This is a genomic window from Mesorhizobium sp. M0715 (assembly GCF_040320355.1).
Taxonomy (GTDB): domain Bacteria; phylum Pseudomonadota; class Alphaproteobacteria; order Rhizobiales; family Rhizobiaceae; genus Mesorhizobium.
In genome coordinates, this window is the sequence record NZ_JAMYPL010000006.1 from 153,037 (window position 1) to 171,914 (window position 18,878).

Genomic DNA, 18,878 nt, shown 5'->3' on the forward strand with positions numbered 1-18,878 from the left:
CAGGCCTCCTGAGCATCAGCTATCGAAGAAGACCGTTTCCTTCTCCCCCTGGAGATGGACATCGAAGATGTAGGTATCGCCCTTGCGCTCGGCGATTAGCGTCGGCACGCGGACGCGGTGCTCGATGCGTGCCAGGATCGCATCCCCGGCATTGGCCTTTTCCTCGTCGGAAAAATACAGCCTTGTGTGCAGGCCGAGATTGATGCCGCGGGCGACGATCCAGAGCGTGATATGCGGCGCCATCAGGCGACCATCGTTGAACGGGACGCGGCCAGGCTTGACCGACTCGAACGTGCAGAGGCCGGTGTCCATATCGGTCGGGCAACGGCCCCAGCCGAAGAAATTCGGATCGGCAGCACCACGCAGTTCGGCCGGCGAATTGTAGAGCCCATCCGCATCCGCTTGCCAGATCTCGATCAGCGCGTCCTTGAGCGGCGTGCCGGTGCCATCGAGCACCCGGATGCGCAGGCCGATGCGCTCGCCCTTGGTCTTGTCGTTGACCATGGTGGCGCCGAGATCACTGGGATAGACGCCGCCGATGCCGCAGAAATTGGGTGTCAGCCCGATATGAACGTAGGGTCCGGCGGTCTGCGAAGGGCTTTCCCTGAGCCGGTCGAGCGACTGGGCCATCAATTGCCCTCCAGCCTGTTTTCGAACAGCGACGCGCGGCGCCCGCGCAGCACGATGTCGAACTTGTAGGCGCGCGCGTCGAAGGGGATCGTCGCTTGCATGTCGAGCGCGGCGATCAGCGTCTCAACGGCTGCCTTGTCGGGAATGCCGCGCGCGATCGGGCACTGCCAGATCAGCGGGTCGCCCTCGAAATACATCTGCGTGATCAGCCGCTGGGCAAAGCCGTGGCCGAACACCGAGAAATGAATGTGCGAGGGGCGCCAGTCGTTCGGCCCATTCGGCCAGGGATAGGGTCCAGGCTTGACGGTGCGAAACGCATAGCCGCCGTCCTCGGTGGTGAGGGCTCGGCCGCAGCCGCCAAAATTCGGGTCGAGCGGCGCCAGATAGCCATCCTTCTTGTGGCGATAGCGGCCGCCGGCATTGGCCTGCCAGAATTCGAGCAGCGCGCCGGGCACGCCAACGCCTCGCTCGTCGAGCACTCGGCCATGGACGATAATCCGCTCGCCGAGCGCGCTCTCGCCGGGCCTGGCGAAATTGTGGATCAGGTCGGCGTCAAGTTCGCCCAATATTGCGTGGCCGAAAACGGGGCCTGCAATCTCCGACAGCGTGTTGTCGAAGACGAGGGGGGCTTTTTGCGGCGAGCGCAGCATCGAGGTCTTATAATTCGGCGTCAGAGCCGGCGGATGCCAGGTCCGATCGCGCCGGAAGAAGGCGCCGGTCTCGGGCCTCGTCGAGCCGGACTCAGCGGGCATTCCTGGCTCCGTCCATTTCCGAAAACACGTCCTTGGCTATTCTGAAGGCACGGTTGGCGGCCGGCACGCCGGCATAGATGGCGACATGCAGGAACGCCTCGCAGACGTCGTCGCGCGAAGCACCGGTGTTGACGGTGGCGCGCACATGCATGGCGACCTCCTCATCATGGCCGAGTGCGGCGAGCAGCGCCAGCGTGACGATCGAACGCTCGCGCTTGGTGAAGCCCGGCCGCGCCCACACGGTACCCCAGGCGGCCTCGGTGATCAGTTCCTGGAAAGGCTGGTCGAAATCGGTGGCGGCGACCTCGGCCCGGTCGACATGCCGGTCGCCAAGCACGGAGCGCCGCACCGCGAGGCCGGTGCGATATCTGGCTTCGTTGCCGGGGACTTCATCCATGGGTTTCGGCTCCAGGGGCAAGCGATGCGATAAAATCGCGGATCAGGGCGACCAGCGCCTCTGGCTGTTCGACGCAAGGAATGTGCCCGGCGTCGCGGATGATTTCGAAGCGCGCGCCGGGGATCAGCTCGGCCAGGGAGCGGACAAGATCGGGAGGCGTCGAGCCATCCTGATCGCCGGCGACGCAGAGCGTCGGCACCGCTATGTGGCGTGCGGCATCGGTGAAATCCGCATCGCGAACGGCCATGCAAGTCCCGACGTAACCGGCAAGCGCTTGCCTGGTCATCATGTTCCAATAACCGTCCAGCTCGGCCAGACGCGCCGCGTGGAAGGCGGGGGTGAACCACACTTTGAGCACGCCATCCGCAACGGCCTGGATGCCCTTGCTTTCGACCGTCGCGATGCGTGTGTTCCAGCTGTCTGTCGTGCCGATCTTGTGGGCCGTGTCGCAAAGGATCAGGCCTTCGACCATTTCTGGGCGCCGGCGATAGAAGCCTTGTGCGATCAGGCCGCCGACCGACAGGCCGCACAGCACGACCTTGCTCAACCCGAAATGATCGACGAGCGCCGAGAGATCGTCGACATGATCGTCGATCGATCTGATGTCGCCGATATCGGACAGCCCATGGCCGCGCTTGTCATAGACCAGCAGCGGCATTTCACCATCGAGCGCCGAGACAATTTCGTCCCAGACCCGGAAGTCGGTGCCCAGCGAATTGATGAATATGATCGGGCGTGCATTGCCGGCCGCCTTGGTGTGGCGATGGTGCAGCGTGATGCCGCCGATGGTGACGAATGGCACGGTTTTGGTCCTCCGCCTCCACATTGCACAAGGCGTTTGGTTCGGTAAAATGATATTTTGCGTCGTTTCATTAACTCATGGGTTATCAATCCATGTCCCATAGCCGCATCCGGTTCCGTCACCTGCAGGCATTCCTGGAAGTTGCGCGGCAAGGAAGCGTGGCGCGAGCGGCCGACTTGCTGCATGTCAGCCCGCCGGCGGTGACCAAGACATTGCGCGAACTGGAAGAGGCGCTGGGGGTGGCGGTGGTGGAGCGCGACGGCCGCGGCATCCGACTGACGCGCATCGGCGAAATCTTCCTTCGCCATGCCGGCACGGCGATCACGGCGCTCAAGCAAGGCGTCGATTCCGTCCGGCAGGACGGAGCGGTCAACCGGCACCCGATCCGCATCGGCGCGCTGCCGACGGTCTCGGCGCGGGTGATGCCGCTCGCCATGACCTTGTTCCTCAAGGAGAGCGCCGGTGCGGCGATCAAGATCGTCACCGGCGAGAATGCGGTGCTGCTCGAACAGTTGCGAACCGGCGCACTGGATCTCGTCGTCGGACGGCTGGCGGCGCCGGAGAACATGACCGGCTTCTTCTTCGAGCACCTCTATTCCGAACCGGTGCTGTTCGTGGTGCGGGCGGGACATCCGCTGCTCGATCCAGGACAGGATGTGTTCGCACGGCTCGACGAATTCCCGATGCTGATGCCGACGCGGGAATCGGTCATCCGCCCCTTCGTCGACCGCCTGTTCATCACCAACGGCATGACGGCGCCGGCAACCGAGATCGAAACCGTCTCGGACTCCTTCGGCCGAGCCTTCCTGCGGCAGAGCAATGCCGTCTGGATCATTTCGGCTGGCGTCGTTGCCAACGAACTCGGCAGCGGCGCCTTCGTCGCCTTGCCGGTCAACACCGAGGAAACCAAGGGACCGGTCGGTCTGACCATGCGCACCGACACGGCGCCCTCGCCGGCCTTCTCCATCCTGCTGCAGACCATCCGCGAAGCAGCAAAGCAAAGCAGTTGATGCGGCTCAGATTGGCGATCAGGCCGCCTGCGAAGGCGTGAAGCGAACGCTTGCGGATCGCATCTGCCCAGGCGCCAGCACGATGCAACCGGTGTCGATGCCTGCTTCACCCGTGCGGTTGAAGGCGTCGGTGATGTTGCTGACCGGCTCGGCGCAAAAGAATGGCTCGCCGGGCGGCGTGTAGAGGACGAGGAAATCGAGCGGCGCCTCGGCCTCGATGTCCAGTTGCCGCCCACGCTCCGGCCAGGAGATCCGGGCACGGCGCGTCCATCCGGTGAAGACCGTGTCGAAGTCCGTCTCCGACACGTCGAAGCCGGTGGTAGGATTGGAGCCAGCGGGCGGCAGGACGTGCCGGGTGGGCAGGATTTCCGCATCGGTCTCCCACATGCCGGATACCTGCGCCTGGACATGTGTCCACGGTGTCGACGGGAAATAGGGATGGAGGCCGAAGCCTGCCGGCATCGGCATGTCCGAGAGATTGCGCAGCGAAAGGGCAATGATCAGCCCGCCATCGACCAGCGAGATCGCTTGCCTTGCCTCATAGCTCCACGGCCAGGAATCGGCGGCATGGCGATAAGATAGGAGGGTGGTGCTGGCTTCGTGCCGGACGACTGTCCATGGCCGACGCCAGCCATGGCCATGCTCATGATGCGGATCTTCCGGGCTGGTCGGCAGTTCGACGGTGCGGCCCGCGAATGCGAAGCGCCCGCCCCTTATGCGATTGGAATAGGGAACCAGCGGGAAGCAGGCCATGGCGCCGGCATCGCGGCTGTCGATCGCCGCCTGATCCGCAGGACGCAGCCAATCCACGACGGATCCGTTTTGCCGCCAGCGATACGACGCCAGCGCGCCGCCGGCGGCCGGGGCAATCTCTACAGTCGCAATGCCATCGCTGATCGAGACCAGCTCTTGATGCCGCTCGGCAACGGCAGCGGAATTCTTTGTCACCGGCATTCCCCCTCCCTTGACTCCAGTCGCAATGCCGATAAGACATATCATATGAATAGTATGAAGAATAAGAAATCTTTCAGCACGGCGCGCACGTCGAGGGTTGCGGTCGCGGTCTCCAGCGGCTCGACGGCGCTGCATGCGACTGTCGTCGAGCAGATCGGATTGCGCATCGTGCAAGGCGATTTCCTGCCCGGCGAGGCACTGCCCAATGCCGACGATTCCAGCGAGATGCTGGGGGTCAGCCGCACGGTGCTGCGCGAGGCGATCAAGGTGCTGGCCGGCAAGGGACTGGTCGAATCGCGGCCGAAGACCGGCACAAGGGTGCGTCCCCGTGCCGACTGGAATTTCCTCGACCCGGACGTCCTGTCATGGCGCTACGCAGGCGGCGTCAGCGCCGACGATGTCCGGGCGCTGTTCGAGCTGCGCCGAGCCATCGAGCCGATGTCGGCCGCACTTGCCGCGCAACGCGCCACGCCGGCGCAGATTGCCGAGATCAATGCCGCGCTGGCCGAAATGGAAGCGGTGGTTGACGACGGCGACCGCTTCGCCAAGCCCGATCTTTTGTTCCATCAGACCATCCTGCGCATGACCGGCAATGAGCTGATCGGCTCGCTGGCGGCACTGGTCGAAACCGCATTGGTGATGAGCTTTCGCCTCTCCAACGACAATCCGGACGGGCAGCGTCATTCTTTGCCGCTGCATCGGGAAGTGGCCGAAAAGATCGCATCCGGCGACGCCACTGGTGCGCAAAACGCGCTGCTGGTGCTCATCGACAATGCCGAGGAAGACGTGCGCCGCAGCGTCGAAAGCCGCAACAAGCGCCGCCAGGATCGGGAACAGACATCGTGACCGACACCAAACGCAAGCTGCGGTCCGAGGCCTGGTTCGGCGGTGAGGGCAAGAACGCCTTCATGCACCGCAGTTGGATGAAGAACCAGGGCATCCCCGCCGACGCTTTCGATGGCCGCCCGGTGATCGGCATCTGCAACACCTGGTCGGAACTGACCCCATGCAATGCCCATCTGCGGGCGCTGGCCGATCACGTCAAACGCGGCGTCTATGAAGCGGGCGGCCTGCCGCTCGAATTCCCGGTGATGTCGCTCGGCGAGAGCAACATGCGCCCGACCGCCATGCTGTTTCGCAATCTGGTCAGCATGGATGTCGAAGAGTCCATCCGCGGCAACCCCATCGATGGCGTCATCCTGCTGGTCGGCTGCGACAAGACCACGCCGGCACTCTTGATGGGTGCCGCGTCGTGCAACCTGCCGACCATCGCCGTTTCCGGCGGGCCGATGCTCAACGGCAAGTTCCGCGGACAGGATATCGGCTCGGGCACCCATGTCTGGAAATTCGCCGAGGAAGTTAAGGCCGGCCGGATGCCGGTCGCCGACTTTCTCGCCGCCGAGCAGGGCCAAAGCCGATCTGCGGGCAGCTGCATGACAATGGGCACGGCCTCGACCATGGCCAGCATGGTCGAGGCGCTCGGCATCGGCATGCCGGACAACGCCGCGATCCCCGCGGTGGATTCGCGCCGTGGCGTGCTCGCCCAGATGGCCGGACGCCAGATCGTCGACCTCGTCCGCAGGGACGTGACAATCGCGCAGATCCTCACCCGGGAAGCATTCGAGAACGCCATTCGAGTCAATGGCGCGATCGGTGGCTCGACCAATGCGGTGCTGCATCTGATCGCCATCGCCAACCGGATCGGTGTCGATCTCAGCCTCGATGACTGGGACCGCCTTGGCCGGGACATTCCAACTATTGTCGATTTGATGCCGTCGGGCCGGTTCCTGATGGAAGATTTCTACTACGCCGGGGGGCTAGCTGCGGTCATGGCGTCGCTTGATGAAGTGGGGCTTCTTCATCGCGACGCCATGACCGTCAGCGCCAAGACCATCGGTGAACTGATCGACGGCGCGCCCAACTACAACAGCGAGGTGATCCGGCCGCTGAGCCAGCCGCTGACCAAGGAAGGCGGCATCTCCATCCTGCGCGGCAATCTGGCGCCTGACGGGGCAGTCATCAAACCGTCCGCGGCAACGCCCGCGCTGATGCAACATCGCGGCAAGGCGGTGGTGTTCGAGAACATCGAGCACTACTACGCCCGCATCGACGATCCGGAGCTGGACATCGACGCCTCCTCGGTGATGGTACTAAAGAATTGCGGACCGCGCGGTTATCCCGGAATGGCCGAGGTCGGCAACATGCCGCTGCCGGCGAAACTGCTGAAGCAAGGCGTCTCCGACATGGTGCGCATTTCGGACGCGCGCATGAGCGGCACCGCCTACGGCACCGTGGTTCTGCACGTGGCACCCGAAGCAGCCGCAGGCGGCGCGCTGGCGCTGGTGCGCGACGGCGATCTTATCGAGCTCGATGTCGCCGGCCGCCGGCTGGAGCTTTTGGTATCGGACGAAGAGCTCGCAATCCGCCGGCGTGACTGGAAGCCGCCGGCGCCGCCGGAAGGCGGCTATCAGAGCCTTTATGTCGAGCGCGTGCTGCAGGCCGACAAGGGCTGCGATTTCGACTTTCTCGTCGGTCGGCGCGATGCCGGCATTCCTCGGCATTCGCACTAGAGAGGCGCGCGATGACGGATGAAATCGGCTATGCGATCTATCCAAGCCTCAAGGGCCGCAGCGTCTTCATAACCGGCGGCGGCAGTGGCATCGGCGAAAGCCTGGTGCGCCATTTCTGCGCGCAAGGCAGCCGCGTCGCCTTCGTCGACATGGCCGAGGAGCCTTCCCGGCGTCTGGTCGACGCGATCTCGGCCGAGGGACATGCCGCGCCGCTGTTCATTTCCTGCGACCTGCGCAACGTCGAAGAGTTGCAGGCGGCAACCGTTCAGGCGATGCAGCACAACGGCCCTATCCAGGCGCTGTGCAACAATGCCGGCAATGACGACCGCCACCAGACCAAGGACGTGACGGTTGCCTACTGGGACGACCGCATGGCGGTCAATTTGCGCCATCAGTTCTTCGCGGCGCAGGCGGTGCGTCCACAGATGAATGCGCTGGGCGGCGGCTCGATCATCAATTTCGGCTCCATCACCTGGATGGTCGGCGATCCGGATTGCCCAGCCTATGTCACCGCGAAAGCGGCTGTTTACGGCATGACGCGGGCGCTGGCTCGCGAACTCGGCCCCGAACGCATCCGCGTCAACTGCATGGTGCCGGGATGGGTCATGACAGAGCGCCAGATGCGGCTGTGGCTGAACTCGGCCGGCGAACGCCAGATCGCGGAAAGGCAGTGCCTGCCCGACCGGCTGCAACCCTCCGATATCGCGCGCATGGCGCTGTTTCTCGCCGCAGACGACAGCCGCATGTGCACGAGCCAGCAGTTCATCGTCGATGCGGGCTGGGTGTGACCCGTACGGCTCCAAGGGAAGAAGGTTAGTATTCATGCGTCTTGTTCAGTTCAGAATGGCCGACGGCAGCAGAGGGGTTGGCCGTGTCTCGGATGACGGCAATCATCTGCACCCGCTCGAAAAGACCGGCAGCGTGCTGGAGCTGGCCGAAGCGGCAATTGCCCAGGGCACGTCGATCGCAGCGCTGGTCGAGAAGCAGACGGGCACAGCGAAAATCGACTACGACCAACTGTTACGCGATGGCCAGGTGCTCGCTCCGGTCGACCATCCGGAACCGGCGCGCTTCCTGGTCACCGGGACCGGCCTGACCCACACGGGAAGCGCCGCCGCGCGCAACCAGATGCATGTTCTGACCCATGGCGAAGGTACCGAGGAATCGGATTCGCTGAAGATTTTCCGTATGGGCCTGGAAGGCGGCAAGCCTGCCGCCGGGCAGATCGGCATCCAGCCCGAATGGTTCTTCAAGGGCGTCGGCACCTGTGTCGTGCCGCCCGGCGCGCCGCTACCGATGCCGGCCTTCGCGCGCGCCGGCGCCGAAGAGGCCGAGATCGTCGGCCTCTATCTCAACGGTCCGGACGGCCGCCCCTATCGGATCGGCTATGCGCTCGGCAACGAATATTCCGACCATGTGACGGAGGGCGAGAACTACCTCTACCTCGCCCACTCCAAGCTTCGCTCCTGCTCCATCGGACCCGAGCTGCTGATCGGTGACCTGCCCGAAGAAGTGCGCGGCCATTCGCGCATCCTGCGCGACGGCACTGTCATCTGGGAGCAGGAGTTCCTGTCGGGCGAAGCGCACATGTCGCACTCGATCGCCAATCTCGAACACTTCCATTTCCGCTACCCGATGCACCGCAAGGCGGGCGACCTGCATGCCCATTTCTTCGGCGCGGCGGTGATGAGCTACGCCTCCGGCGTCAAGACGGCTTCCGGCGACGAGTATGAAATCCAGGCACAGACATTCGGCAAGCCACTGCGCAACCGGATGGTGTCGGTGCCGGACGAGGGACTGGTCGCTGTTACCCAGCTGTGACGGCGCAGGCCCGGAAATTACGGTCCACCAGAACGACAATGGGAGATTAAAAATGGGACTGAAGAAAGCGTTTCTAAGACTAGCGACAATCGGGCTCGGCATCGGCCTGATGACATCGGCGGCGCTCGCCGCGAACCTGCGGGTACTGGCCTGGGACGGCTACGCCGATGCCGACTGGGTCAAGGACTTCACCGCCGCGACCGGCATCGGCGTCGATGTCGTCTTCATCGGCAGCGACGACGAGATCTGGGCCAAGATCAAGGGAAGCGAAGGCCAGGACTTCGACGTCTTCGCCGTCAACACCGCCCAGTTGCAGCGCTACATCAAGGCCGACCTGGTGTCGCCGATCGACGTCACGAAGCTCGCCAACCAGAAAGAAGTGCTGCCGCGCTTCCGCGACCTGACGGCGGTCAGCGGCGTGACCAAGGACGGCAAGGTCTACGGCATTCCGTTCTGCTTCGACTCCATCGGCCTGATCTACGACACGGACAAGGTCAAGCCGGCGCCGACCTCGATGTCGGTTCTGTGGGACCCGGCCTACAAGGGCAAGGTTCTGGCCTATGACAATGGCGAGCACAATTTCTCGTTCACCGCACTGACGCTCGGCTACAAGGATCCGTTCAACCTCAACGAAGAGCAGATGGCGGCGGTCAAGGCCAAGCTGGTCGAACTCAAGCGCAACGTGCTGAGCTTCTACACCACCGCCGACGAGGCGCAGCAGATCTACCAGAACAATGACGTGGCCCTGATCTGGGCCAATTACGGCCAGCAGCAGGTCAAGGCGCTGCAGAAGATCGGCGCCCATGTCGCCTACGTCAACCCAAGCGAGGGCGCGCTCGCCTGGCTCGACAACTGGGTCATTTCCAAGGGTGTCCGTGACAATGCGGCAGCCGAGAAATGGATCGACTTCATGCTGAGCAAGAAGGTCGGCGGCGAGCTTTCCGAGCGCACCGGCTTCGGCAACACGGTGACGGAAACCGGCAGCGCCGGCGGCAACGACAAGCTGGTCTGGCTCAACAATGTCGAGGACCCGCTCAAGCGTTCGGACATGTGGAACGAGGTCAAGGCTACGCCCTGATCTTTCCGCTCTATGCCTTCGAAGGACCCGGCGGTCCGGAGGTTCCGGACCGCCGAAGCGTATGCGAGAGTATTTCATGAACCAGAACACCGACCTCTTGACGCTGCGGTCCGTCTCGAAATCCTACGGCACGGTCCCCGTGCTGCACGACATCGACCTGTCGATCCGGGATGGTGAGTTCCTCACCGTGCTCGGGCCTTCGGGCTCCGGCAAGACCACGGTGCTGCGGCTGATCGGCGGACTGGAACCGCTGACGTCAGGCGAGATCCGCCTGGATGGGCAAGACATCAGCCGCATGCCGATCAACCGACGGCCGTTCAACACGGTATTCCAGGACTATGCGCTGTTTCCGCACCTGACCGTTTCCGGCAATGTTGGCTACGGGCTTTCGGTTCGCCATATCCAGCGCAAGGAAATCGCGCGCCGTGTCGCGGAGGCGCTGGACCTGGTCCAGCTCGGACGTTTCGCCGACCGCTTTCCGGCGCAGCTCTCCGGCGGCCAGCGCCAGCGTGTCGCGCTCGCCCGTGCACTGATCTGCCAGCCGCGCCTGATCCTGCTCGATGAGCCGCTGGCGGCGCTCGACCTCGAACTGCGCAGGCAGATGCAGGTCTTCCTGAAATCCATCCAGCGCGAAATCAAGACCACCTTCCTGTTCGTCACCCATGACCAGGAGGAAGCCATCGGCATGGCCGATCGGATCTGCGTCATGGAGGCCGGCCATATCCGCCAGCTCGGCACGCCGCACGACCTTTACTACAGACCGAATTGCGAGTTCGTCGCGCGCTTCTTCGGTGAGAACAATCTGGTGGCCGGAAAACTTGGGGCCGTCCAGGGCGAGCTGCGATCGATCGAGACGGCGCTCGGGCGCCTCATCTGTTCGATCAGTGACCAGCCGCATTTGAAGGCCGCGGCGGAAGGCGCCAGCGCTTACGCCGCATTCCGTCCAGAAGCCTTGCACCTTGCGGATGCAAAGGACACCGACAACCGTTTTTCCGGCACGATCTCCGACATGGCCTTTGCCGGCTCATCGACCGTCGCCACCATCACGGCCGGCGCCGACAATGCCGCGCAACGCTTGCGGCTGCGCGTGCCGAGCCGGGTCGACGGCAGCGCGCTCAAATCCGGCGAAGCTGTATCGCTTTCGTTTGCGCCGCATGAAGGCCATCTGGTGCTGGCATGAGCGAAGCCGGATCGACACAGCATGCGGAAAGACGGCTGTCGCTGCTGGTGACAGTGCTGGCGTTTGCCTTGCCGGTGGTCTTCGTCCTGGTGCCCCTGGCAATCTTCCTCGGCTACAGCTTCTTCAGCGTCGACCAGGGCACGATCGTCTACGGCTTGTCACTGGGCAACTATATCAGGTTCTTCACCGATCCGATCTTTCTGCCGGTGTTCTGGAACACCATCGTGCTGTGCGTGTCGGTGGCCATCATCTGCATCCTACTTGCCTATCCCGCCGCTTATTTCCTGACGACGCTGAAAGGCCGCTGGCGCTATGCCTTGCTGATGCTGCTGCTGGTGCCGCTGCTGATGAGCTACGTCATCAAGATCTATGCGATCAGAAGCATCCTCGGCCTCAACGGCTTCCTCAACAAGGCACTGGTGGCGCTCGGGATCCTGCAGGAACCGTCGACGCTTTTCGTGTTCAACATGAACGCCATCCTGCTGACGCTGACGCTACTTTTGATTCCCTTCGCCATCCTGCCGATCTTCCTGTCGCTGGAGCGGATTCCGCAGGTGCTGCTGCGTGCCTCGGACGATCTGGGGGCCAGCAGCTTGCAGACCTTCCTGCGCATCACCTTGCCGCTCAGCCTGCCCGGCGTCGCTTCGGCGGCGAGCTTCGTCTTCGTGCTGGCGATCGGCGATTTCCTGACGCCGCAAATGGTCGGCGGCATCAGCGGCTTCACCTTCGGCCGCATCCTCTACAGCCAGTTCGGCACGGCCTATAACTGGCCGTTCGGCGCGGCGCTGTCGGTGGCGCTGGCCGTCGTGGTGATCGCCGCAATCCTCGTCGGCGAACGCTTTGGCCGCAACCGGGGGACTTCGGTATGAGCGCCCTGCCCCGACTGTCCACGATCTTTCTGGCCGCGATCACGACACTGGTTGCGGTGCTGCTCTACAGCCCGCTGTTCGTGCCGATCGTGTCGTCGTTCTTCACCATTTCGCATGGCTCCGTCGACTGGTCGGCGCCGACCCTGTCGACCTATGTGGCGCTGGCTGAAAACCACGACATACTGGTCGCCTTGCGCACCACGCTGATCGTCGGCGTCTGCACCGTCATCCTGTCGGTGGTCAGCGGAACGCTGCTGGCGCTCTATTATCATGGGCGCCGCTCCGGACGCTCGCTGCTGCAGTTCATCATCTTCCTGCCGTTCCTGATGCCTCCGATCATCAGCGGCCTGGCGCTGCTGATCTTCTTTCGCGAAATCGGTCTCGAACGCTCGCTGCTGACGGTCGTCATCGGCCATACGGTTTTCGTGCTGGCGATCGTCTACCGCACGGTGCTGATGCGGCTGCAGTCGATGAGCCGCACGCTGGTCGAAGCGTCCTACGATCTCGGTGCCACGGGCTGGCAGACCTTTTGGCGCATCATCCTGCCGAACCTGTCGAGCGCCATGGTCGGCGGCGCCATCCTGGCCTTCGCCCTGTCGTTCGACGAGACCATGATCACCATCCTGGTCACCGGCACGCAAAGCACGCTGCCGGTCAGGTTGTGGGCGATGATGCGGCTTGGCTTCTCACCCGACATCAATGCGCTGGTGGCGCTGATCCTGATGTTCACCGTGCTGCTCTGCGTGCTTGCCGCCCGCTTTCTCATCCCCAGACAGCTCGCAACGGAACGGACTTGAGATAGCGGGCAATCGTCATCGGGAGAAGGCGGTCGGGTTGAGGTCGAAGACCCGTCCCCGATTGAGGATGTTTCTGGGGTCAAGGGCTGTCTTCAGCCGCCGCATCGTGGCGATCTCGGCGTCGCTGCGGACCAGATGCAGCCACTTCTTCTTGTCGAGGCCGATGCCGTGTTCGGCCGAAACGCCGCCGCCGGCCGCCGCCACGCCGCGATAGACGATGTCATATGCCGCCGCCGCATCGACCGTGCGGACCTGGTAATGCAGATTGCCGTCGCCGAGATGGCCGAAGAAATAGATGTCGGCGCCGGGATCGACGGCGTGGATGGCTGCGTCCGCCTCTTGCAGGAACGCTCCCATGCGGGCCAACGGGATGCTGATGTCGACGCCGATCAAACCCTTGATCGAAAACAGGACGCGATTGGCGTCCTCCCGCACGTCCCACAGAGCGCGAAACTCGCGCGGCGATTGCGAGACCACCACATCGTCGATGACACCGTCTTCGACCAACTGCATCAACACCTCGGCGAAGCGCTCGCCGTCGCGTTCCGGCTGACTGCCCTGGATCTCGGCCAGCAGATAGACGGGCGAGCCTGCCGGCAGCGGCGCCGGCATAGCCATGCTGGCGACCATGAGGTCATAGAGCGGTGCGAAGTTGACCTCATAGGCGGACAGGAGCGGGCCGAGCTTTTGCCGCAGCAGCCCAAGCAGGGCGATTGCCGCATCGAGCGAAGAGAGCGCGCAGAAAGCGTTCACCTCGGACGCCGGCTTGGGATGCAGCCTGAGCGCGGCGCGGGTGACCACGCCGAGCGTTCCTTCCGTGCCGATAAAGAGCTGACTGAGGTCGTAGCCGGAATTGTCCTTGGGCAAGCCCTTGAGCGAGGTCATCACGCTGCCATCGGCAAGCACGGCTTCCAGTCCCAGAACCTGAGCGCGGTACATGCCGTAACGCAGCACGCGGATGCCGCCGGCATTGGTGGCGATGTTGCCGCCGACCGTCGCGGAGCCGCGTGCGCCGATATCGACGCCGAACATCAGCCCGGCGCTGTCGGCCGCCTCCTGCACCGCCTGCAGCGTCGCGCCCGCTTCGGCGACGATGCTAGCAGCCTGGCGATCCGGAACGGCGAGGTCGGTCATGCGCTCCAACGACAGCACCACCTCGCCCGGCTGCACACGGGCGGCGCCTGCCAGGCTGGTGCGTCCTCCCTGGACGACAACCGGCTGGCTGAGATCGTTGCAAACCGCCAGCGCTGCCGCGACACCTTGTGTGTCGCGCGGGCGCAGCACCGCTTCGGGAAGCGCCCCCAGCTTGCCGTCGGGATCGTCACGATAGCGCTGATCCACCTCCGGACCGGCGAGCACGCCGCCCGCGCCCAGCCGGTCGCCGAGCGCAGAGAGGAGCTGTTGGATTTCAGGCGACATCGGCCGATCCTATCCATGATCGCCTGCCGGTCAAACGCTCGTCCACGCAAAGCGACGTCGTCCGTGCCCGTGGTAATGCAAAACAGGACAATCGTCCGGTATCGACCACGATGGGATCGTGATCGATACCGGAGAATAGGTAGTCTTACTGAAGTTTCGCTTGCAGGGCGTTGACGTCGTCGGTGGTCATTTCACCGTCGGTCGCCACCTTGCCATCGACGATCTTCCACAGCCGGAACGGGCCGGTGATGTCGCCATATTTGTCGAAGGCGACAGGGCCGATGACGCCTTCATAGCGGATCGGCTTGCCGTCCTTGATCAGGCCAAGCGCCTTGGCGAACTCTTCCTTGCCGGCAAAGATCGGCGTGCCGGCCGGATCGACCGCCTTGTACATCGCGTCCTTGATCTTGGCCGGATCCTCCGAACCGGCAATGGCGATGGCGAGGCCAACAATCGCGCCGGCGTCATAGGAACGGTCGGCTGCCGGATTGGTCGGTTCGATGCCGGAGAATTCCTTGTAGTTCTTGGTGAAGTACTCTGTCGAAGCGGTCGGGCTGGTGCCGGACGAGGTGCCGTAGGCTTCCTTCAGATAGTCGGCGCCGACGGACTCGATGAAATCAGGGCTGTTCATGCCGTCATTGAGGAGGAATTTCTGCACGCCGCCCTGCGAGATCCAGGTACGGGCGACCGTTGCACCGTCGACCGGCGTGCTGACGAGATAGAGCCCGTCCGGTTCGCCGGCCATCGCCGCCGTGACTTCGGAGGCATAGCTCGACTGCTTCTCGTTATAGGGCGTGTCGGAGACGATGGTGCCGCCGAGCGCTTTATAGGCACGCGAGAATTCGGCCACCATGTTGACGCCGAAATCGTTGTTGACGTGGATGATCGACAGTTTCTTGAAACCCTTGTCGACGGCGTATTTGGCGGCGGCGACGCCCTGCAGCGCATCCGAGGTGATGGTGCGGAAGAAGATGCCGTTGGTCTTGCCGTCGCGGCCGAGCGCGGTCAGCGTCGGCGAGGACGAAGCCGGCGAGACCTGGACGATCTTGGCTGGCGCGGTGACGGAGGTCAGGATCGGGATCGACACAGACGAGATGATGCCGCCGATGATGACCGGCACCTTCTTGACCTGAACCAGCTGGGTGGCTGCGTCGACCGCTATGTTGCCCTGGCTCTGGCTGTCGCGCGTATCGGTGACGAGATCGCAGCCGCGCACACCGCCGGCTCCGTTGATGTCGCGGAAGGCCATCTCGACCGACTTGGCCCCGGCCTGACCGTATTCGCCGGCCGGGCCGGTCAGTTCCATGACGAGGCCGACGGTGATCTTGCAATCGGCTGCCTGCGCGGCACCCGCCATCGTGACGAGGGCGAGCGCGGTGGTGAGTTGGAGTATCGTCTTTGTCATTGTTGTTCCCCTTTCGTTACTCGACTGTATTTGAATTCTGGAGCCTGTTCAGCGTTCCGGCACCTGCAGCCAGGTCTCATGCAGATGTCGCCATTCGACGCCGTTGGGCGCCGATGAACTGGTGGTGAAGACGGCGCTCGACTGGCGGCGGCTGTGCTTGCCTGCGCGCAGCTGCGCTTCGACATAAAGGACGACGATGGTATCGGCGTCCTGCCAGCCGGGCCGGATGTCCTCGATCGAAATGGCAAAACCGTCGTCGCAAGAGGCGCGGCTTGAGCGGACATGGTCGACGACCGCTTCGCGATCGAGGACCTGCCCGTCCGGCGCCACCATGCTGAGGTCTTTACCCATGGCGCGTTCGAAGCGGCCGAAGTCCACCGTGTTGGCGCGCGCGGCGACGAACCAGTCGACGAAGAAGCGGTGCAGGTCGATGATTTCGGCGCTGGCGCGTGAAAACAGGGAGGGTTCGCCGCTCATTTCTTCCCCGCATTGAGGTTGTAGTGCATGATCGAACCGTGGCGTCCGTGGCGGTCGCGCTCCAGCGTGTAGACGTCGCCCTCCAGGCCCGTGCCTTGCGCGATGACGGCCGCAATCCGCGCCCGGTCCTCGGCGTCAAGCGCCACGTCCATGATTTTCGCATTGGCAATGGCGTGCGCCTGGTTGCGGGCACCGACGATGACAGCCGCCACTTGCGGCTGTTCCAGCACCCAGGCGCTGGCGATGGTGGCAATGTCGACGCCGTGGCGGTCGCCAATGGCTTTCAGTGCCTGAAGCAGGTGCTGGAACAGATCCCAGCCGCCGAAATCATCGATGATCAGCTTGTATTTGACCAGCGAGCGATTTTCGAGCGGCGTGGCGGGTTCGGCCGCACCGAGCCATTTGTCGCTGAGGAAGCCGCCGGCAACCGAGCCGTAACAGAGGAAGCCGACGCCGTTCTGTTTTGCGAGTGCCGCCAGGCTGTTGCCCGGCCGCTGGTCGAGCACGGAATACTGCAGCTGTTGACTGACAAGCGGGATGCCGGCGGCGAGGATTTCGGTGAGCCGCGGCGTATCGAAATTGGTGGTGCCGAGATTGCGCACCTTGCCTTCCAGCCGAAGCTCGTTGAGCCAGCCCATCGCCTCGACATAGCGAGGCTGCGCATAGTCCCACCAGTGGAACTGGACGAGATCGAGCCGCTCGGCCTTCAGCCGCCGCAATGACTGGTCGACGATGCCCCTGATGTAGTCGCGGCTGATGCTGGCCAGCCGTTCCAGGTCGGGCACCAGCTTGGTGTGCACCTTCATCCGGGCGGCGACGTCGAGGCCGCGCTCGCTGGCCAGCCGCAGGCGCGCCGCGCCGATGAGCTCCTCGACACCGGTGTAGATGTCGGCGCAATCATAGGTCCAGATGCCGGCATCGAAGGTGGCGATCAGATCGGCAACCGCTTGGCTGCGGTCGATGGCGCCGTGGCCGCCGGCCAGCTGCCAGCCGCCGCGAATGACGCGCGAGATGGTGTAGCCGGGGCCGAGTTCGAAGGTCTTGGCGGTCATGTCAGGTCATCCTCCTTCGGCAGCGGCACCGCTGTGGTCTCGGCGTGGCTGAACCGTCGCTTGGCCACCCTGACAATCCGGAGGCGGCTGGCGCAATTGGGATCGGGACAAGCGATCTCGGCGTCCGATGTCATCCAGTCGTTCGGGTGGGTCGGGCGCTGCTTGGCCGCCAGCAGCGGCAAGACGGCGGCGAGCGAATAAATCGAAAAGCCCTGCCCTGCCGGCATCGACAGCATCTCGCCCTTGAGCTCGAAATAGTCACCGGCCCTGGCGCCGCAATAGATCGGCTTGCCCTCCGGGATGACCACCTCGACGCGAAGATCGAACAGCTCGAAACTGTCGTCGGCCATGTCAAGCCTCCACCAGACTGAAGGTGACATCGCAGGCGCCGTTGCGCCGGATGCCGCCGCAAGCGGCGGCGAACTGATCGCGCTCCCCGGCACGCACCTGCGCCACCACGCTGCCGGCCAGCCAGCCGATCGGGAACAGGAGCCGCGCACCCTGGCCGTAATAGAGGCCGATGTCGAAGATCGCATTGGGATTGCCGCCCCACATGCGTGGCGGCACATAGGACAGCACGATGTCGCCCGGCTGCGGGTTCAGCGTTGCGTTCTCGGCCGGCAGCGGTTTTGCATAGGCCTGGCCCTCGAGGTCGGCTGGTGGAACCGGACAGGAAATCTCCGGCCCCGTCCACATCGCGTGGATGCCCGGAACAACGCGTGGCGTGCCGAGATAGGCCAAGAGGAAGGCAGCGTTTTCCGGTGCCTTTTCGGGCAGCAACAATGCCGTGACGGAAAGCTGCGAGCGCGGCTCGGTGATCCTGATGGCGGTCATGTCTGGTCTTTCGCGGCGGCAGCCTGCAGCTTGCTGCGCAGAAAGGTGAAGGGGCGGCTGATGTCGGCGACCAGCGACTCGCGCGCCGCCTGCGCATCCTGCGTGGACAGCGCCGTGACGATGCGGCGGTGATACTGGGCGGTGTCGACCTCGCCGGCTTCCGAGAAGGCGTAGATGGCGACACGGATGCAGGGGCCCGATTGCAGCCACAGGCTCTCGATCATCGGGATCAGCACGGCCGAACCGCAGGAGCGGTAGATCTCGAAGTGAAAGCTCTGGTTGAGCGTCACTTCGCGATCGACGTCCTTCTTGTGTTTCAGCGCCCGCATCTCGTCCCATTCGCCGAGAATGGTCTCTATGGTGGCGATCTGGCGCGGACCCATGCGGGCGGCGGCAAGCGCGATCGCCTCGCCCTCGATCAGGATGCGGGCCCGCAAGAGATCGTCGAGGCGTTCCAGCGTGATCGGCGGCACGCGCACCGAACGGTTGGGCAACGCCTCCAGCGCCTTTTCGGTGATCAGCCGGCCCAGCGCCTCGCGCACCGGCATAGTCGAGGTGACCAGCGCATCGGCCAAGCCACGGATGGTCAGCACCTGGCTTGGTTCGAACAGCCCGCCGATCAGGGCACGGCGCAGTTCGGAGTAGACGCGGTCCTGTACCGTTTCGCGGCCGACCGGCGCAAGTTGGGCCGCGATCGCCTCGTTGTTCTTTTCGATGGCAGCCTTTTGCATGGAATTCCGTTCTTGGCCGGTTTTCGGCTTGCGGATCAAATTAAAGCCGAATAGCGTGATCAAAGCAAGTGTGATCACAAATCAATAATCAGAAGGCGGC

General features: G+C 63.8%; 21 protein-coding genes. 9 read left to right on the plus strand and 12 right to left on the minus strand.

Features of this window, described 5'->3' with window-relative positions:
* Positions 1-15: 15 nt before the first annotated feature.
* The 4 genes from pcaG to pcaD are packed head-to-tail and all read right to left on the minus strand — an operon-like array spanning position 16 to position 2,581.
* Positions 16-630, minus strand: a complete 615-nt coding sequence (gene pcaG, locus NKI21_RS09865) for a protocatechuate 3,4-dioxygenase subunit alpha (protein WP_352865443.1) — start codon at positions 628-630, stop codon at positions 16-18.
* A complete protein-coding gene (gene pcaH, locus NKI21_RS09870; RefSeq protein WP_023808805.1) occupies positions 630-1,382 on the minus strand; it encodes a protocatechuate 3,4-dioxygenase subunit beta in 753 nt (250 codons plus the stop codon). Before pcaH ends, pcaG begins: the two co-directional genes overlap by 1 nt.
* Positions 1,372-1,779, minus strand: a complete 408-nt coding sequence (gene pcaC, locus NKI21_RS09875) for a 4-carboxymuconolactone decarboxylase (RefSeq protein ID WP_023808806.1) — start codon at positions 1,777-1,779, stop codon at positions 1,372-1,374. Before pcaC ends, pcaH begins: the two co-directional genes overlap by 11 nt.
* Complete coding sequence (gene pcaD / locus NKI21_RS09880) at positions 1,772-2,581, minus strand: 3-oxoadipate enol-lactonase (RefSeq protein ID WP_023808807.1); 810 nt, start codon at positions 2,579-2,581, stop codon at positions 1,772-1,774. Before pcaD ends, pcaC begins: the two co-directional genes overlap by 8 nt.
* A gap of 92 nt (positions 2,582-2,673) precedes the next feature.
* Between pcaD and pcaQ the strand changes: the two genes are divergently transcribed.
* Complete coding sequence (gene pcaQ / locus NKI21_RS09885; protein WP_023808808.1) at positions 2,674-3,591, plus strand: pca operon transcription factor PcaQ; 918 nt, start codon at positions 2,674-2,676, stop codon at positions 3,589-3,591.
* An 18-nt stretch (positions 3,592-3,609) separates the two neighbouring features.
* On the opposite strand, the gene NKI21_RS09890 is transcribed toward pcaQ, so the two are convergent.
* Entirely contained in the window at positions 3,610-4,539 is a 930-nt protein-coding gene (locus NKI21_RS09890; protein ID WP_352440066.1) for an aldose 1-epimerase, read from the minus strand.
* A gap of 60 nt (positions 4,540-4,599) precedes the next feature.
* On the opposite strand from NKI21_RS09890, the gene NKI21_RS09895 reads away from it, so the two are divergent.
* From NKI21_RS09895 to NKI21_RS09930, 8 genes are all read left to right on the plus strand, one after another.
* Positions 4,600-5,391, plus strand: a complete 792-nt coding sequence (locus NKI21_RS09895; protein WP_031212276.1) for a FadR/GntR family transcriptional regulator — start codon at positions 4,600-4,602, stop codon at positions 5,389-5,391.
* On the plus strand, positions 5,388-7,115 hold the full coding sequence (locus tag NKI21_RS09900; protein ID WP_128302382.1) for an IlvD/Edd family dehydratase: 1,728 nt from the start codon (positions 5,388-5,390) through the stop codon (positions 7,113-7,115). The genes NKI21_RS09895 and NKI21_RS09900 overlap by 4 nt, the downstream gene beginning before the upstream one ends.
* Before the next feature lie 11 nt (positions 7,116-7,126).
* Entirely contained in the window at positions 7,127-7,903 is a 777-nt protein-coding gene (locus NKI21_RS09905; protein ID WP_352440067.1) for an SDR family NAD(P)-dependent oxidoreductase, read from the plus strand.
* A gap of 34 nt (positions 7,904-7,937) precedes the next feature.
* Positions 7,938-8,936, plus strand: a complete 999-nt coding sequence (gene araD1, locus NKI21_RS09910) for an AraD1 family protein (RefSeq protein ID WP_352772196.1) — start codon at positions 7,938-7,940, stop codon at positions 8,934-8,936.
* Between the two features lie 52 nt (positions 8,937-8,988).
* A complete protein-coding gene (locus tag NKI21_RS09915) occupies positions 8,989-10,014 on the plus strand; it encodes an ABC transporter substrate-binding protein (protein ID WP_127255164.1) in 1,026 nt (341 codons plus the stop codon).
* 76 nt (positions 10,015-10,090) lie between these two features.
* Entirely contained in the window at positions 10,091-11,194 is a 1,104-nt protein-coding gene (locus NKI21_RS09920) for an ABC transporter ATP-binding protein (RefSeq protein ID WP_352440069.1), read from the plus strand.
* Positions 11,191-12,063: an ABC transporter permease gene (locus tag NKI21_RS09925; protein ID WP_352440070.1), complete on the plus strand. Its 873-nt coding sequence runs from the start codon at positions 11,191-11,193 to the stop codon at positions 12,061-12,063. The genes NKI21_RS09920 and NKI21_RS09925 overlap by 4 nt, the downstream gene beginning before the upstream one ends.
* On the plus strand, positions 12,060-12,860 hold the full coding sequence (locus NKI21_RS09930) for an ABC transporter permease (RefSeq protein WP_128302376.1): 801 nt from the start codon (positions 12,060-12,062) through the stop codon (positions 12,858-12,860). Before NKI21_RS09925 ends, NKI21_RS09930 begins: the two co-directional genes overlap by 4 nt.
* 15 nt (positions 12,861-12,875) lie before the next feature.
* Here NKI21_RS09930 and NKI21_RS09935 read toward each other — a convergent pair whose 3' ends face one another.
* The 7 genes from NKI21_RS09935 to NKI21_RS09965 all read right to left on the minus strand — a co-directional run bounded on the left by NKI21_RS09935 (position 12,876) and on the right by NKI21_RS09965 (position 18,778).
* Positions 12,876-14,279: an FAD-binding oxidoreductase gene (locus NKI21_RS09935; protein ID WP_352440071.1), complete on the minus strand. Its 1,404-nt coding sequence runs from the start codon at positions 14,277-14,279 to the stop codon at positions 12,876-12,878.
* 145 nt (positions 14,280-14,424) lie between these two features.
* Positions 14,425-15,684, minus strand: a complete 1,260-nt coding sequence (locus tag NKI21_RS09940; RefSeq protein ID WP_127327037.1) for an ABC transporter substrate-binding protein — start codon at positions 15,682-15,684, stop codon at positions 14,425-14,427.
* Positions 15,685-15,732: 48 nt separating this feature from the next.
* Entirely contained in the window at positions 15,733-16,161 is a 429-nt protein-coding gene (locus NKI21_RS09945; RefSeq protein WP_023808818.1) for a DUF4440 domain-containing protein, read from the minus strand.
* Entirely contained in the window at positions 16,158-17,213 is a 1,056-nt protein-coding gene (locus NKI21_RS09950) for an aldo/keto reductase (RefSeq protein WP_128302375.1), read from the minus strand. The genes NKI21_RS09945 and NKI21_RS09950 overlap by 4 nt, the downstream gene beginning before the upstream one ends.
* On the minus strand, positions 17,210-17,563 hold the full coding sequence (locus tag NKI21_RS09955; protein ID WP_128302374.1) for a TIGR04076 family protein: 354 nt from the start codon (positions 17,561-17,563) through the stop codon (positions 17,210-17,212). Before NKI21_RS09955 ends, NKI21_RS09950 begins: the two co-directional genes overlap by 4 nt.
* Before the next feature lies 1 nt (position 17,564).
* Complete coding sequence (locus NKI21_RS09960; RefSeq protein ID WP_128302373.1) at positions 17,565-18,047, minus strand: DUF3830 family protein; 483 nt, start codon at positions 18,045-18,047, stop codon at positions 17,565-17,567.
* Positions 18,044-18,778 (minus strand): GntR family transcriptional regulator, encoded by a 735-nt coding sequence (locus tag NKI21_RS09965; protein ID WP_127327034.1) that lies wholly within the window; start codon positions 18,776-18,778, stop codon positions 18,044-18,046. Before NKI21_RS09965 ends, NKI21_RS09960 begins: the two co-directional genes overlap by 4 nt.
* Between the last annotated feature and the right edge of the window lie 100 nt (positions 18,779-18,878).